Consider the following 15,886-nt stretch of genomic DNA (forward strand, 5'->3'; position numbering starts at 1 on the left):
TTGCTCGATTCAATTGAAAGGCTCCCGCTGAATGATCGTGCGCGAGCACATTACAGACAGTTCCGCGACAAGTACGTTATCTAGGCGGTCTCGACTTCAGTGCGAGTTCCCGAAAGCCTCGAACCTGCGGGCACGGACTGCCGCCTTTTGAGTCGGGGCTGGATTCATTGTGCCTGAAGGTTTAACGGTGCCCGCGGATGCGCGAGCGCCGCGAACCCTTCAGGCAGCTCCGCCGAGGATGTAGCCCGCTGCGCGCGGCGCTATGGTCACCGCGATCGGTGATGCTGCTGTGGAAAGCTTTCGAGGTTAGTGGCAGCCGCAGCCGCCGCCGCAGCATCCGCCGCCCGTCATCCGGCCCGCCGACGCGCCGTTGCCCGCGATCGCGCTCATCGCAGCGCTGGCGCCGTCGCCATTGCTGCCGCGCGCCGCAAACGTGGACATCTCGCGCGTCAGGTGCGAGCCGTGGCATTCGGGACAGCTCGCCTCGTCGCCGCCGCCGCGCACGAACGCCTCGAAGGAACGATCGCACTCGACGCATCGATACTCGTAGATTGGCATGGACCCCTCACTCGTCGATCGGCTGCGCGTACTCGACCAGCACGCCGCGGGTGGCCTTGGGATGCAGAAAACAGATCATCCCGGCGAGTCCGCGCCGCGCCTTCTGATCGATAAGCTGGATATTTTTCCCGCGCGCTATTTCCAGTTCGCGATCGATATCGTCAGTTTCGAAGCACACGTGATGAAGTCCGCCGCCGCGCCGCGCGAGAAACTTGCCGACGCCATTATCCGGGTTAAGCGGCTCCAGCAGCTCGATCTCGCTTTCGCCGACCTTCAGCAAGGCTGCTTTGACACCTTGCTCCTCGATCGTCTCGCTCTTGGTGAAATGCAGGCCGAGCGTATCGCGCCAGAACTTGAGACCTTCATCCAGGTTCGGCACGACCACGCCCACATGATGGATCTTCTTCAGCATCTACTACTTCTTGTGATCGAGGCAGATCTGTTTCTGCAGAGTGTCCCACCGCTTCTGCATTTCTTTGGAGCCCAGCGTCGGGTGCTCGGCGCGGGTCTGCGCGAGCTTGCTGCAAGCGCCCGGGACATTTTTCTGCTCGACGTACACCAGCGCGATATTGTACTTCGCCTCGTACCACAGGTTGTCCGACTCGGCGGCGGTATTCTCGACCGCGGTCCAGCTTGTGATCGCGTCCTTCCAGTTCTTCTTCGCCTGTGCGATACGCGCGAGCCCCGCATTCGCATCGGGCGACGCCGGGTCAGCCTTGACGACCTGCTGGAAGATCGTGTCGGCCTTGTCATTCTGACCGGTTGCCTGCAACGCCTGCGCGTAGATCGACAACGTACCGGTCAGGTTTTTCACCGGGATTTTGCCGGCCGCGGCCATGTCCGCGAAGTACGAATACGCCGTCACGGTCAACTTCGCGTTGGCCAGGAAAGCCTTCTGATCGTTGTTCGATTTGGCTTCCTGCGCCGCCTTCCAGAAATCGATGCCGAGCCCCTTGATAAAATCGCTCTGCGCGCTGTTGCCCTTGTTGCGCTCGACCAGCGCTGAGACATCGCGATTGACCTCGTCATACTTGCCCAGATGATCGAGCGCCGTGATCCGCCATTCGGCGATGTCGTGAAACTTCTCGCTCATCTTCGGGTACTGCGCTTCGTAATTGTCCAGCAGCGACGCGACTTGCGGGTAGTCGACTTTGGCGGGATCCTCTTCCAGCAACGCCGCCAGCATGAAGATCGCCTGTCCGCGAATTTCATGAATCGATTTCTTCGCGGCACCCGGCGAACTCCGCTCTGCTTCCGGCGCCATCTTGATTGCTTCGTTCAGATTTTGGACCGCCAACTTCTTCAAAGCAGCCGTATCGACCTTAGGTGCCTTGCTGTCCTTCGGGGCTTTCGCGTCCTTCTCGGTGCCCGCCGCCAGCAGCGCCTTATAGTAGCACTCGGCGCTCTTGAACTTCGCGGTGAAAGTGAACTCAGGATTGCCCTTCACTTCGCCATAGAGCTTCGCCGCCTCCAGGAAATTGCCAGTGCGCTGCATTTGCTCGGCCAACGCCAATCGAATCTCGGCGGAATGCTCACCCTGCGCATTCTTCGCCAGGTAATCCTGTCCCGATTTGGTCCATTGATCCTCGAGCGCCTTGTCCTTCGACCCGCCCTCTTCCCAGCGATGACGCGCAAGCGCGAACTTCGTGTACTGCGCCCATTGCGCGTCGGCGCCGCCGCCGCCCGCAATCTTGCTCAGCAAGGCTTCGACCTGATCGTAGCGCTTCTGTTTCAGATAGATGTCAGCGGCAAATTTGTAGCCCTTGGGATATTTCCCCGACGCCGCCGCTTCCGCGTAATACTTCGCCGCCGCGTTCTCGTCCTTGCGCGAGAGCAACACGTTGGCGAGCAGCCACTTCTCGAACGGATCGCTCGAATTGCCGAATTCCTCAACCACGTTGTTCGGATACTTCGAGGCCGCCGCGACGTCGATTGCCCAGCCTTCCTTGTCGTTCTCCTGGCTCTTCATCGCGTCGATGATCTGCTTGTGAATCTCCGCCTTTTTCGCCGGGTCGCTATTCGCCTTCTCTGCCGCGAACAGGGTCTGCAGATGCAGCATCTGGCCGCCGCCCTTGCTGCCACCACCGGCGGGTTGGTATTTGAGCGCCTCGTCCGCCTTGCCCATCTTCATGTAGGTGGTCGAGAGTCCTTCCTGCGCCGCCTTGTATTGCTGCGTCCCGGTGCCGCCTTCCATGATCTGCTTGAAGTCGGCGATCGCGCGGTCATAGTCAGCCTTGTTGAACTTGCCGAGTTCGCGTTCGCAATAGGCGCGGCCGAGCGTGTTCTCGCGCACCAGGTTCGGATCGGGCATCGCGAGCGTGCTTTCGGTAAACCCGTCGATCGCCTGGTTCAGCAGCTTCTTCGATTGTTCCGCGTTGTCGTCGAACAGCGTGGTCGCGGCCTGAAACCGCAGCCATGACAGCGGATACAGCGCGCGCAGCGCGTACTGCTCAGGCTTGTCGTAGTCGCACTGGCTGCCGCTGTCCATCTGGGCAATACAGTCGTCCTTCTTTTTGCGATACGTCGTGTACATCTTGTCCAGCATCGAATCGAGCTGGCGGTACATCGGGATCAACGCGCCCTTATCGACCTTGCCGGCCGAGGCTAGCTTGGCGAAGGTCGCCTCCGCCGCGTCGAGCTTGCCGATTACCTGGTCGGCGGTCGCTTCGTTGGATTCAGCCGCGCTCATCTCGCCTGACAGGCCGGCGAGTTGACCGTTCAAATCGGCCAGACTCTGAGCGGCGGCGATACCGCCGGAAAGAGCGACGGCGGAGAGCACGATCAACGCCACCGTCATGCGATGCGAAAAGCGCACAAGATTCATTTGTCTAGTCCCCACGTGAAATGTTCTGGATTCGGGTTGCCTTACATAAGGATAACCCGTCTTTGGCGTCAAGCAGATCCAAATACTTGCGTAACCTCGATCACTTGCGCAAGCGAAGCGATTTTCGCCCGCCGCGCTTCGATTTGTGGGGCGCGATTCCCCCGCCCTCGATCCACCAATACCGCCGCGATCCCCGCCGCTTCGGCCGCCGCATAGTCGAGACGCTCCGAGTCGCCGATATGCATCGCATCGCCGGCCGCTACGCCGAGCCGGCCCAGCGCCGCCTCAAAAATCTCGCGGCGCGGCTTGGCGTAGCCGACTTCCGATGAAATTGAAATCGAATCGAAATAGCGCGCCAGGTCGAGGCCGTCGAGAATTCGATACAGCCGATGGTCGAAGTTCGAGATCACGCCCAGTTTGAATCCACGATTCTTTAGACGAAGAAGGGTCTCGCTTGCTTCAGGAAAGACGCGCCAGTGGGCGGGGTCGGCGAAGTACTCGAACAGCGCGGCAAAATAGGCGTCGAAATCGCGAAACCGGCCGAACGGCTCGAACGTCGCCACGACCCGCGCCCGCCACCACTCGCGCTCGAGGCGGCGAATCTCGTCGGCGCGATGGCCCTGCCCAAACGCCAATCCCTCCGATGCGTGAAACGCCTCGCGGAAGCGCGCCGCGACTGCGTCTTCGGAAGCATCGACGCCGAACTGCCGCGCGATCCGCGCATAGCTTCGCCCGATCGGCTCGCGCGAGTCGAACAGCGTCCCGGCCGCATCGAAGTATGCCGCGCGAATCATCGAACTCGCTCCGCGCCTAATTCAACCCGTCCCAAACCTGGATCAACACCCCGAACGCCGATTGCGGCGAGATGAAATACTGCCGCTCGCCGCGCCAGTTGAGCTTTTCATCGACCACCCGCACGCCGTCGCGCTTCAGCCGCTCGCGCGTCTCGTCGAAATCCTTGAGATCGATCGATATGTGATGCATCCCCTCGCCGTAGCGCTCGATAAACTTCCCCACGAAATCGTTCGCCGTCCGATTTGGCGGGCTCTGGATAAATTCCAGCTTGAATTCGGCGACCTCGAGATGCCCCAGCCTGAAGTTGCCCTCCGAATTGCTGACGTGCGGCTCGTGCTCGATTTTGGTGCCGGGAAAATAAGTGCGGAAAAACGAGTACGCCGCGTCGATATCCTTCACCGCGATCGAGACGTGATCGAAATTCGCCTTGCCGTCGGGCGCGGGCTTCGGATGCAACTGGCTCCAGTCCGGCACGTGCCAGAACTGGATCAGCGTGCCGAATGACGACCGCGGCGAGATGAACGCCGTCGCCGAGCCCGAATCGTATTGCTGTTCATCTACGACGCGCACGCCGCCCGCCTTCAGCTTCGAGGTCAGCGCCTCGATATTGTCCACCTCAATCGACAGATGATGCATCCCCTCGCCCTGCTTCTCGATAAACCTGGTGACGAAGCCGGGCTTGCCGGCGGGATCCTCGATCAGCTCGACGACGAATCCGCCGAGATGAAAGTCCTGCCAGTAGAACGAGCCGCTGACCTGCTCGTCCATCGTTTTCGGGCTGCGCAGCGTGATCGGAAAATACTTCGAGAAGAAATCGTACGCGCGATCGATCGACTTCACCGCGATCGAAACGTGGTCGAACCTCATCCTGATGTCGTCAGTCCCTGCCATCTTCGGGCCAATCTCCCTTTTCCTCGATGCGCTCGTGAGCGCGGCAAACCTCAATTCAAGTTTGCAAATCCTTCGTCAAAGCGATTCGTCTGCAATGGAAGCTGCGCCGCTGGCGCACCGTCTCGAAATGACCGCTTTATCGCGCGGCGCGGCCGGGTCGAAAGCGCCACAATAATCGCAACGCGTTGCGCAGTACCAGCGGCCAGCCGTTGGCGATTTTGCTCGCGTACATCCTGAGCGATTGATCGGCGCGCGAAATTCGCGGCACGTCAAAGAAATTCGAGCCTCGCATCCAGCGTCCCGCCCTCGGCGCGCACCACGATATATCCGCCGCCCTTGAACGGTCCGGCGTTCAGAACTTTGGTCGGCCCGATTTGATCGACGCCCGCCGATTCATGGACGTGCCCCGAGATACAAACGTCCGGATGCACCTCGCTGATAAAGCGCCGCGCCGCCGTGCTGCCGACCGCCATGCCGCTCCTGATTCGATCGCACTTCGTTTCGAATGGCGGCGTATGACAGATCATCAGGAGCGGGCGCGCATCGCGGACCATCTCGTAGCCGGCGCGCAGCTTCTCGTAGATTTCGTCTTCGGTGAGTTCGGTCGGTGTGCCGAATGGCGTGATATTCGAGCCGCCGCATCCGAAGATGCCGACTCCATCGACGACCTGCCCGCGCCCATGCAGCGCGATTCCCTCCGCTTCGAGATACGGAATCACTTCGAGCTGATCGAGGTTCCCCGGCAACGCGAGCACGTTGGGGCACGCCGCGCGCACCTCGTCGAGCACTTTGCGGGCCTCGGCCGCGCCGCCGAAGTTGGTGAGATCGCCCGAAACAATCACGAGATCGCAATCGCGCATCACCTCATCCATGCGCGCCAGATTGCGCGTCGCCATGTGAACGTCGCCAAAGGAGATTATCTTCATCGCGTTGATGCGCCGCGCGAATTTGCACCTCAGATCAGGTGCGACTCTTTCATCGCGGTGCGGAGCTTTTCGGCGAGACCGGCGGTCATTGTGACCAGCGGCATCCGGAGTTCGTTGGCGCACTTGCCCATGAACGCCAGCGCTTGTTTCACGGGGATCGGATTGGTCTCGATGAACAGCGCGCGCATCACCGGCAGCATCTGGAAATGAATTTCGCGCGCCCGGTCGAAGTCCTTGCCCAGTGCGGCGGCAGCGAGATCATGCATCTCGCGCGGCATGATGTTGCTGGTCGTCGAGATCACGCCCTTCGCGCCGAGCGACATCAGCGGCAGCGTCAAGGCGTCGTCGCCGGACAGGATCGTCAATTTCTCGCCGCATAGGTGCAGGATGTCCGACGACTGATCCATCGAGCCGGAAGCTTCCTTCACGCCGACGACATTCTTGATTTCGGCCAACCGCGCGAACGTCTCGGGCGCGATATTCGAGCCGGTGCGGCCCGGGATGTTGTACACGATCAGCGGCAGATCGACGCTCGCGGCGATCGTCTTGTAGTGGCGGAAGATGCCGTCCTGCGTGGGCTTGTTGTAGTACGGCGAGATCAACAGCGCGCCGTCGGCGCCCATCTCGCGCGCGGCGGCGGTGAGCCGAATCGCCTCGGCGGTCGAGTTCGAGCCGGTGCCGGCGACGACGGGCACGCGCCTCCGCGTTTGCTCGATCGTGATCTTGATCACGGCGTCGTGCTCGGAATGTGAAAGCGTGGCGGATTCGCCAGTGGAGCCGCACGGCACGAGGCCGTCGATGCCGCTTTGAATTTGCCATTCGATCAAATCGCGCAGCGCGGTTTCGTCCACCGAGCCGTCGCGAAACGGGGTAACGAGCGCGGTCAATGCACCGTTGAACATGATGGGCCTCCGCGTCTGCTACGCTTTGCGGGCGGAAATTAGTTCGTCGGCGCCGAGTTCGATTCCGCCGCGAAACACTTCGATTGCGTTACCGGTCATGAAGACGTGATTTGCGTCGGGACCGCTCTCACGCCATTCGATTTCGAGATTGCCGCCGCGCAGTTCGACCGTCGCGGCGCGCTCCGCATGTCCCGTGAGCACTGCGCCGACCAGCGCCGCGCAAGCGCCAGTGCCGCAGGCCCAGGTCTCGCCCGAACCGCGCTCCCACACACGCATCTTGAGCCGGGTGCGGGAGATCGGCTGGATAAATTCAGTGTTCACGCGCTTCGGAAAAAACGGGTGATGCTCGAACTTCCGGCCCAGCGCGGCAAAATCGAGATCGCCGAGTCCGAACACGGCGTCGTCGCCGACGAAAATGACGCAATGCGGATTGCCCATCGAGACCGCGGTGATTTGCTCGATCTGTCCCGCGACTTCGAGCGGATAGTCGATGATGCGTCCTTCGGCATTGACGGGAATCTCGCGGCCCTCGAGAATCGGCTCGCCCATATCGACCGTCGCGGCGACAACTTGGCGGCCTTCGAGTTTCAGCGAAACGGTTTTGAGCCCCGCGTCGGTCTCGACGATCATCGGATTTGCGCGCACGATCCCGCGTTCGAAGGCGAGCCGCGCAAGGCATCGGATGCCGTTGCCGCACATGTCGCCGCGGCTGCCGTCGGCGTTGTACATCTCCATCCGCAGGTCGGCGTTGCTCGACGGCGCCAGCATGATCAAGCCGTCGCCGCCGACGCCGAAGTGGCGATCGGAGAGCCTGACGGAAAGCGCGGCAGGATCGGCGGGGCGGGTCCGCGTCGCGACTACGTAAATGTAGTCGTTGCCGCATCCGTGCATCTTGGTGAATTCGAGTTTGGCCATGCGACTATGCCGACGCCGGCTTCAGCGTGACGATGTTTTCGCCGCGCACCAGATCGTCGAAGCTTTCGCGCTCGCGGATCACGTGGGCGTCGGCGCCATCGACGAGAATCTCGGGCGCGCGCGGGCGGCTGTTGTAATTCGACGACATCACAAAACCGTAAGCGCCGGCGCTCATCACGGCGAGCAGATCGCCGGATTTGGGCTCGGGCATCTCGCGATCGCGCGCGAAGAAATCGCCGCTCTCGCAGACCGGGCCGACCACATCGGCAGTTACCGAATGTCCGGGCTTGCGGCGATCGACAGGAATGATGTTGTGATACGCCTCATATAATACGGGACGAATCAGATCATTCATCGCGCCGTCGATCACGACGAATCGCTTCACGTCAGTTTCCTTGTTGTACAGCACGCGCGTGACGAGGATACCCGCGTTGCCGACGATCACGCGGCCCGGCTCGGTGATTATTTTGAGTCCGAGGCCGGCGATTGGCTTCAGCAAAGCGGCGGCGTATTCCGACGGCAGGGGCATCGCTTCCTGGTACGGGATGCCGAGGCCGCCGCCCAAGTCGAGGCATTTGAGCATGATACCGGCGGTGCGCAGCCGGCCAACGATCGCAGCAACCTTCTCGCCCGCTTCGGTGAATGGATCCAGTTCGGAAATCTGCGATCCGATATGCGTGCTGAGGCCGACGATTTCGAGATTCTTTAGACTGCGCGCCTCCGCGTAATACTCATCAACCTGCGACAGCGGCACGCCGAATTTGCTGTCGCGATGCCCCGTCGAAATGTGCGGATGCGTGCCCGGATTGAGATCCGGATTCACCCGCAGGCTCACCGGCGCGCGGCGTTTCATCCTGCCCGCGACTTCGGCGATTCGATGCAGCTCGGGGCGCGACTCGACGTTGATCATCAGGATGCCGGCTTCGAGCGCGGCCGCGATTTCCTCGTCGGTCTTGCCGACGCCCGAAAAAACGATTTTGCCGGGGTCCGCGCCGACCCGCAGGCATCGCATCAGCTCGCCGACCGAAACGATATCGAAGCCGGCGCCGAGCGACGCGAACAGTTTCAGGATGCTGAGATTCGACAGCGCCTTCATCGCGTAGCAAATCAGATGGTCGGTGCCGGCGAAAGCCTCGTCGAAAACGCGGAAGTGACGCCGCAATGTGCGCGCGCTGTAAACGTAAAGCGGTGTGCCGATTCGAGCCGCGAGATCGGCGATCGATACATCCTCCGCGTAAAGCTGGTCGTCTCGATAATCGAAGTAGTTCATTGGTTCCGGATGCGGCCCTCTGCGCGCATCGCCACGGTGAGCTGGTGAGCGTCGTTTTTATCACACGCGGGCCGTGCGAATAAACGACCGCGCACTAGCGGGTGCGGTGGGCGGCTAGGGGAGCTGGGTCGGAGTCGGCAGCATAAAGGTTTCCGGGTTGGGCGGCGGCGGCGGAACTTTGCGGAGAATCGTCACCTCGTTCGACGGCTGGCTGTGATAGTCATCGGTGGTGTTGGACGTCACCGTGTAACGATACGTCTTGCCGACCTGCGTCGCGTCGTCGGTGATCGTGAAGGTCGGCTGAACCTGGAAGCGGCCCTGATCGGTGACCGGCACATCGCGGACATTCTGAAACGCGCCGTCCGCTTCGGCGCGCGACACGGTGAAGCCGCTGAGATCGGTGAGTTTGTCGCCGCCGGCATATTTCTCAGGACGACTCCAGGTCAGGCGGACGCCATTTTTGGCGCTCGCCGCTTGAAGGTCGAGAATTCGTTCGGGCCGTGCGGATTCTGGCGGAATCGGCGCCGACTTAACGCCGCATCCGAGCCACGTCAATTCACAGATCGCGACGAGGACCGCGAAATAGAGAAATGCTCTCGATCGATTGATTTCGGTTCTCGTCATTCTTGATTTCGCTCGATTCGTTGCAGGCGCGCGTCCATCATCGCCGTTCGAGTTCCTTGAGACGCCGCCTCACGGTCGAAGGGGCTGGTCCGCCTTCGATTGTACGCGCCGCGACGGAATTTTCCGCGCGCAGCAGATTGCTCGCGTCGTCGCCGAAAGTAGTTGAATGACGGCGGAGATCTGCCACGCTCAAATCCTCGAGCGATTTCCCTGCGCCGATTGCCTCGCGCACGATCGCGCCGACGATCTCGTGCGCCTCGCGAAACGCCATCCCGCGGCTCACGAGATATTCAGCCAAATCGGTCGCGAGCGCGAAGCCGCCCGCCGCCGCCTTCATCCGCGCGGGCTCGAAAATGAGCGCCGGCCAGAATTTCGCCGTCAGGTCGAGCGCGGGCTTCAGCGTATCGAGCGCGTCGAACACGCGTTCCTTGTCTTCTTGCAAATCGGAATTGTAGGCGAGTGGCAAGCCTTTCAGCACCGTCAGCATCGCAACCAGGTCGCCGATGACGCGGCCGGTCTTGCCGCGAATCAATTCGAGCAGATCGGGATTTTTCTTCTGCGGCATCATCGAGCTGCCGGTCGAAAATTCATCGGGCAGAAGCGCGAAGCCAAATTCGGCGGTCGTCCAGAGAATGATCTCCTCGCACATTCGCGATAGATGAACCGCCGTCAGCGCCGACGCCGAAAGAAAATCCACGGCGAAATCGCGATCCGCTACCGCGTCGAGGCTGTTCGCGGTGACCGACTTGAATCCCAGTTCGCGCGCAACCATCCGGCGATCGAGCGGCAGCGTCGTCGCGGCGAGAGCGCCCGCGCCGAGCGGCATCACGGACATGCGCGCCGCGGTTTGCTCGAATCGTTCGCGATCGCGCGAGAGCATTTCGATGTACGCGAGCAAATGGTGCGCGAGCGTGATCGGCTGCGCGCGCTGCATATGCGTGTAGCCCGGCATGATCGTCTCGACGTGCCGCTTCGCGACCGCGATTAGAGAACGGCGCAAATGTTCGATCAGTTCGATCACGGCGGCGATTTCGTCGCGCAGAAAAAGCCGCAAATCCAGTGCGACCTGATCGTTGCGCGAGCGCGCCGTATGCAACTTGAGTCCCGGCGCTCCTGCGATCGCGATCAGTCGGCGCTCGATCGCGAGATGAATGTCTTCGTCGGCGATATCAAACTTGAAGCTGCCACTCTCGATCTCGACCCGAATCTGCTCGAGACCGCTGATGATCGCGCCCAGCTCGGCAGGCGTCAGCAATCCAACTTTGGCGAGCATCCGCGCATGCGCGATCGAGCCCAGTATGTCGTGGCGAAAGAGCCGGCGATCGAATGGCAGCGACGCGGTGAAGGCCTCGACCTCCGGCAATCGCGCGCGCGCGAATCGCCCCCGAATCAGGTTCTTGCCGCTGCCGGCGGGCGCGACGGAACCACGCTTCGGTTTGCGATCGCGCGATTTTTTCACTGTGGGAGAAGCGATCGGAGACGCGAAGTATTTGCGATGCGCATCAAGTGGTGGGCCGCAAATGGCACGAGCATCCACGCGCCGCGCAACTCATCGAGCCGTCGGGATGCGTGATGTGAACGTCGAGCTTGTGATGGCAATGATCGCATTCTCCGGTGCGCGGACGCGGCACCAGCTTCGGCTGCGAGCGCGGCGGCTTGAACTGGAGTACCTTGCCCACGACCTCGTTAATCCTTCGCGGTCGCGCGCGCCAATGCGCGAAGCCGCACGCCGGCGAGCCGGATGAAGCCTTCCGCATCGGCCTGATTGTAGCCGCCCGCTTCCTCGAAGCTCGCGATTTTCTGATCGTAGAGCGAGTTGGGCGATTTGCGGCCGGCAATCCAGACGCCGCCCTTGAACATCTTCAAGCGCGCGATCCCGTTTACGTTTTTCTGCGTGTCGTCCACCAGCGCCTGCAACGCCTCTCGCTCCGGGGCAAACCAGTAACCGTAATACACCATTTCGGCGTAGCGCGGGATAAGCGAGTCGCGCAGATGCATCACTTCGCGATCGAGCGTGAGTTGCTCGACCGCGCGATGCCCGTGAAAGAGCAGGGTCACGCCAGGCGTTTCGTAAACGCCGCGCGACTTGATGCCGACGTAGCGGTTCTCGACCATATCGACGCGGCCGATACCGTGGCGGCCCGCGATTTCATTCGCGCGCTCGATTATTCGCGCGGGCGAAAGATGCTCGCCGTTGATCGCGATCGGATTGCCGTGCGCGTATTCGATCTCGGCGTACTCGGGCTGATTCGGCGCATCTTCGGCGGCGACCGTCAGCCGAAACATGTCGTTGTATGGCTCGCGCCACGGATCCTCGAGAATCCCTCCCTCGTAGCTGACGTGCACCAGGTTGCGATCCATCGAGTACGGTTTCTCGGCGGTCACCGGCAACGGGATTTTCTTTTGATTGGCGTAGGCGATCATGTCGGCGCGGCCCGTGAACGTCCATTCAGGACGACGCCACGGCGCGATGATTTTCAAATCGGGCGCGAGCCGCGCAAAAGTCAGCTCGTAGCGAACCTGATCGTTGCCCTTGCCGGTCGCACCATGCGCAACGGCGTCGGCGCCTTCTGCGATCGCAATTTCGACCTGCTTCTTCGCGATTATTGGCCGCGCGATCGAAGTGCCGAGCAGATAGTAGCCTTCGTACACGGCGTTCGCGCGCATCATCGGAAAAACGAAATCGCGGGCGAATTCCTCGCGCAGATTGGAGAGGTAAAATTTGCTTGCGCCGGTCTTGAGCGCCTTTTCTTCGAGGCCTTCGGTCTCCTCGGCCTGCCCGACGTCCGCGCAGTAGGCGACCACCTCGCAGCCGAACTCGTCCTTGATCCAGCGCAGTATCACCGACGTATCGAGACCGCCGGAGTAGGCCAGCACTACTTTTTTGATCTTCTCTTGCGCCACGATTCCTCTGCGAAACGCCTCAGTGATCCTTCTTGAAACGCCGCAAGTCCGGCGATGGGGCAATCCGCAAAATGTCGGGCCGCAACAGCCAGACCATCACGGCTTTTTGCGCGTGCAAACGATTCTCTGCCTGATCGAGCACGACCGAGCGCGGGCCGTCGATCACGTCGTCGGTGATTTCCTCGCCGCGATGCGCCGGCAGACAATGCATCACGATCGCGTCCTTTCGCGCATGCTTCAACAGCGCGTCGTTAACCTGGAAGCCCTTGAAATCGCGCCGCCGCTGCGCCGCCTCTTTCTCGCGGCCCATCGAGGTCCACGTGTCGGTGTACACCACGTCGGCGTCGGTGACCGCCTCGACCGGATTGTCGCTGATGGTGCCGCTTTCGTCGTTGCGAAGGAGCTCCACGAAACTTTTTTCAGGCTCATAGCCCTTCGGACACGCGAGTCGCAGTTCAAATCCCGCGAGCGACGCCGCTTCGATCCAGCTCTGCGCGAGGTTGAATCCGTCGCCGACGAACGCAACCCGAAGTTTGCTCAAGTCGCGGCCAAATCGCTCCTGCATCGTGAGGAGATCGGCGAGCAACTGGCATGGATGAAGCAAGTCGGTGAGGCCATTGATCACCGGCACCGTCGATTCGCGCGCCAACTCGACCGCAGTCTCGTGCGAGAACGTGCGAATCATGATCAGATCGACGCATCGCGCCATGTTGCGCGCGACATCCTTGACCGATTCACGCTCGCCGATCCCGATATCGTTGGGCGCGAGATAAATCGCGTGGCCGCCGAGCTGCGCCATCCCGGTCTCGAACGTGATCCGCGTGCGCAGCGACGGCTTTTGAAAAATCATCGCCAGCGTTTTGCCGCGCAGATACGGATGCTCGATACCGATTTTCAACTCGGCCTTGAGGCGCGCGCCAAGTGCGAGCAGGCCCGCCAGTTCGGCCTCGCTGAGCGAGCTGAAATCGAGAAAGTCGCGCTTGGTCTGCGTGGCGGCGTTCACTTCGCGACCGGCACCGTCGTGAGCGCGTTTTCGATAATCGCGAGGCCCGCGTCGGCTTCTTCGCGCGTGAGATTGAGCGGCGGCAGCAAGCGCAAAACATTGCCCGCGGTGCCGTTGACCAGCAAACGATCCTTCACGCACGCATCGACGATCGGGCGCGCGTCATGCTTCAGCACCACGCCGATGATCATGCCGAGGCCGCGCACTTCGACGATCCGATCGCAGGTCTTCGCGAATTTGCCGAGCCGCTCGAGCATGTACGCGCCGACCGTCGCGGCGTTATCCATCACGCCGTCCTGCTCGAGGGCGTCGAGCACCGCGAGCGCCGCCGCGCACGCGACCGGGTTGCCGCCAAAGGTGCTGCCGTGACTGCCGGGCGTAAAGCTCGCGCCGATTTCCGGACGCGCGATCATCGCGCCGATCGGCAGTCCGCCGCCGAGCGCCTTGGCCAGCGTCACGATGTCGGGCTTGATGCCCGCGTGCTCGTACGCGAAGAATTTGCCGGTGCGGCCGATGCCGGTTTGCACTTCGTCGAGAATCAGCAGCACGTTGTTGCGATCGCACCATTCGCGCATCCGCTTCAGGTAATCGTTGTGCGGGACGACGACGCCACCCTCGCCCTGAATCGGTTCAATCAGGATGCCGACAGTCTGGTCCTGGCGCGCCTTGTCGAACGCCGCGACATCGTCGAACGGCACGAGCCTGAACCCGGGCATCAGCGGATGAAATCCCTGGTGATATTTTTCCTGGCCGGTGGCGCTCAAAGTCGCGAGCGTGCGGCCGTGGAATGAACCGAGCGTCGCGAGAATTTCGAAACGTCCGCCGCCTTCGTTGCTGCCCCATCGACGCGCGAGCTTGATCGCGGCCTCGTTGGCCTCGGCGCCCGAGTTGCCCAGAAATACTTTGCCTCCGCCGAATCGATTTGCGAGCCGCTCGAGCAAGCGCGCCGTCGGTTCGGTGTGAAATACATTCGAGACGTGAGTGAGCTTTTCGGCCTGCTCCTTGATCGCGCGAACCACGCGCGGATGGCCGTGGCCGAGACTGGTGACGGCCAAGCCGCAAAAGAAATCGAGAAAGCGATTGCCGTCCGCATCATATAGATAGGAGCCGTGACCGCGCGCGAAGGCGAGCGGCAGACATCCGTAAACATCGACCATGTTTCGATGCGCGAGTTCGATGATTTCAGTATTGTTCATCGCGATTCCACATTGCTCATGCCTTGGCTAACTGTTTGCTCTGCGACCGTTCGATGCTCGGCGCGAATTGGCCGAGAGGTCCGATACTTTCGCGCGCCGCGCGACGACTTCGGTGCCGATTCCGGCGCGAGTGAAAATCTCAAGCAGCACGGCGTGCCTCACGCGGCCGTCGATAATATGCGTCTTCGCGACGCCCTTGCTGAGCGCGTCGATGCAGCATTCGACCTTCGGGATCATCCCTTCGTGAATCACGCCGCGCGCGATCAGCCGTTTCGCCTCGGCCGCATCGAGCGTCGGCAGCAATTTGCCGTTTTGATCCTTCACGCCTTCGACGTCGCTCAGCAGAATCAATTTCTCCGCCTTGAGCGACGCGGCGATTTCGCCCGCGACGACATCCGCGTTGATATTGTAGGTCTCGCCGTCGCTGCCAAATCCGGTCGGCGCGATCACCGGTATGAAATTGTTGGCCTCGAGCGTGCGCAACAATTCCGGATTCACGCGGTCAACTTCGCCGACCAATCCGATATCGACGCGGCTGCGTTTGCCGTTTTCGTCGGTGACGACCATGCGCATCTTGCGCGATCTGATCAGGTCGCCATCCTTGCCCGAGAGTCCAACCGCGCGGCCGCCGTTGCGTGAAATCGTCGCGACGATATCCTTATTGATTCGCTGCAGGACCATCTCGGCGGCTTCCATCGTGGCCGGATCGGTCACGCGCATCCCGCGCACAAAACGCGACTTGAGGCCGAGCTTGCCGATCAGTTCGGTGATTTGCGGACCGCCGCCATGCACCACGATCGGATTGATCCCGACCAAGTCGAGCAGCACCACCTCTTGCGCGAAACTTTCGCGCAGTTCCGGCGTCAGCATCGCATGGCCGCCGTACTTGATCACAAAAGTTTTGCCGCGAAAGCGCCGGATATACGGCAGCGCCTCGATTAGCATTTCGGCGCGCTGGTGGATGGTGTCTTTCACGGTGTGGGGCTGGTCCTCTGAAAAAAGAAAATCAAAACAGTATTGCACGCGCGGCGCAATCGCTCCGCCGGCTAATTAATTCGACTCGGCCGGTCACGCCTCT

Annotated in this window: 16 protein-coding genes; all 16 read right to left on the reverse strand. The window is 61.4% G+C overall.

The window, feature by feature from the left end; genetic code table 11:
* Nucleotides 1-306 precede the first annotated feature (306 nt).
* On the reverse strand, nucleotides 307-558 hold the full coding sequence (locus Q7S58_RS19675) for a zinc ribbon domain-containing protein (RefSeq protein WP_304830130.1): 252 nt from the start codon (nucleotides 556-558) through the stop codon (nucleotides 307-309).
* Between the two features lie 7 nt (nucleotides 559-565).
* A complete protein-coding gene (mce, locus tag Q7S58_RS19680; protein WP_304830132.1) occupies nucleotides 566-970 on the reverse strand; it encodes a methylmalonyl-CoA epimerase in 405 nt (134 codons plus the stop codon).
* A 3-nt stretch (nucleotides 971-973) separates the two neighbouring features.
* Entirely contained in the window at nucleotides 974-3,382 is a 2,409-nt protein-coding gene (locus Q7S58_RS19685; RefSeq protein WP_304830133.1) for a lipopolysaccharide assembly protein LapB, read from the reverse strand.
* 68 nt (nucleotides 3,383-3,450) lie between these two features.
* A complete protein-coding gene (locus Q7S58_RS19690) occupies nucleotides 3,451-4,176 on the reverse strand; it encodes an HAD-IA family hydrolase (RefSeq protein WP_304830135.1) in 726 nt (241 codons plus the stop codon).
* A gap of 16 nt (nucleotides 4,177-4,192) precedes the next feature.
* On the reverse strand, nucleotides 4,193-5,068 hold the full coding sequence (locus Q7S58_RS19695; RefSeq protein WP_304830136.1) for a VOC family protein: 876 nt from the start codon (nucleotides 5,066-5,068) through the stop codon (nucleotides 4,193-4,195).
* A 269-nt stretch (nucleotides 5,069-5,337) separates the two neighbouring features.
* A complete protein-coding gene (locus tag Q7S58_RS19700) occupies nucleotides 5,338-5,994 on the reverse strand; it encodes a metallophosphoesterase (protein ID WP_304830138.1) in 657 nt (218 codons plus the stop codon).
* A 29-nt stretch (nucleotides 5,995-6,023) separates the two neighbouring features.
* Nucleotides 6,024-6,896 (reverse strand): 4-hydroxy-tetrahydrodipicolinate synthase, encoded by an 873-nt coding sequence (gene dapA / locus Q7S58_RS19705; RefSeq protein WP_304830140.1) that lies wholly within the window; start codon nucleotides 6,894-6,896, stop codon nucleotides 6,024-6,026.
* Between the two features lie 18 nt (nucleotides 6,897-6,914).
* Nucleotides 6,915-7,811 (reverse strand): diaminopimelate epimerase, encoded by an 897-nt coding sequence (dapF, locus tag Q7S58_RS19710; protein WP_304830142.1) that lies wholly within the window; start codon nucleotides 7,809-7,811, stop codon nucleotides 6,915-6,917.
* A gap of 4 nt (nucleotides 7,812-7,815) precedes the next feature.
* A complete protein-coding gene (gene lysA, locus Q7S58_RS19715; protein ID WP_304830144.1) occupies nucleotides 7,816-9,081 on the reverse strand; it encodes a diaminopimelate decarboxylase in 1,266 nt (421 codons plus the stop codon).
* A gap of 114 nt (nucleotides 9,082-9,195) precedes the next feature.
* Nucleotides 9,196-9,705: a hypothetical protein gene (locus Q7S58_RS19720; protein WP_304830145.1), complete on the reverse strand. Its 510-nt coding sequence runs from the start codon at nucleotides 9,703-9,705 to the stop codon at nucleotides 9,196-9,198.
* A gap of 37 nt (nucleotides 9,706-9,742) precedes the next feature.
* Complete coding sequence (gene argH, locus Q7S58_RS19725; protein ID WP_304830146.1) at nucleotides 9,743-11,164, reverse strand: argininosuccinate lyase; 1,422 nt, start codon at nucleotides 11,162-11,164, stop codon at nucleotides 9,743-9,745.
* Between the two features lie 43 nt (nucleotides 11,165-11,207).
* Nucleotides 11,208-11,384, reverse strand: coding sequence for a hypothetical protein (locus Q7S58_RS19730; protein WP_304830148.1), 177 nt, complete (start codon nucleotides 11,382-11,384; stop codon nucleotides 11,208-11,210).
* Nucleotides 11,385-11,391: 7 nt separating this feature from the next.
* Entirely contained in the window at nucleotides 11,392-12,612 is a 1,221-nt protein-coding gene (locus Q7S58_RS19735) for an argininosuccinate synthase (protein ID WP_370655558.1), read from the reverse strand.
* Nucleotides 12,613-12,628: 16 nt separating this feature from the next.
* Nucleotides 12,629-13,612, reverse strand: a complete 984-nt coding sequence (gene argF, locus Q7S58_RS19740; protein WP_304830152.1) for an ornithine carbamoyltransferase — start codon at nucleotides 13,610-13,612, stop codon at nucleotides 12,629-12,631.
* Entirely contained in the window at nucleotides 13,609-14,808 is a 1,200-nt protein-coding gene (locus Q7S58_RS19745) for an aspartate aminotransferase family protein (RefSeq protein ID WP_304830154.1), read from the reverse strand. Before Q7S58_RS19745 ends, argF begins: the two co-directional genes overlap by 4 nt.
* A 27-nt stretch (nucleotides 14,809-14,835) precedes the next feature.
* Nucleotides 14,836-15,753 carry an acetylglutamate kinase gene (argB, locus tag Q7S58_RS19750; RefSeq protein WP_370655559.1) on the reverse strand — a complete coding sequence of 306 codons (918 nt, stop codon included), beginning with the start codon at nucleotides 15,751-15,753 and terminating at the stop codon, nucleotides 14,836-14,838.
* Nucleotides 15,754-15,886: the final 133 nt, after the last annotated feature.

The sequence above is a fragment of the Candidatus Binatus sp. genome (genome assembly GCF_030646925.1).
Taxonomy (GTDB): Bacteria; Desulfobacterota; Binatia; order Binatales; family Binataceae; genus Binatus.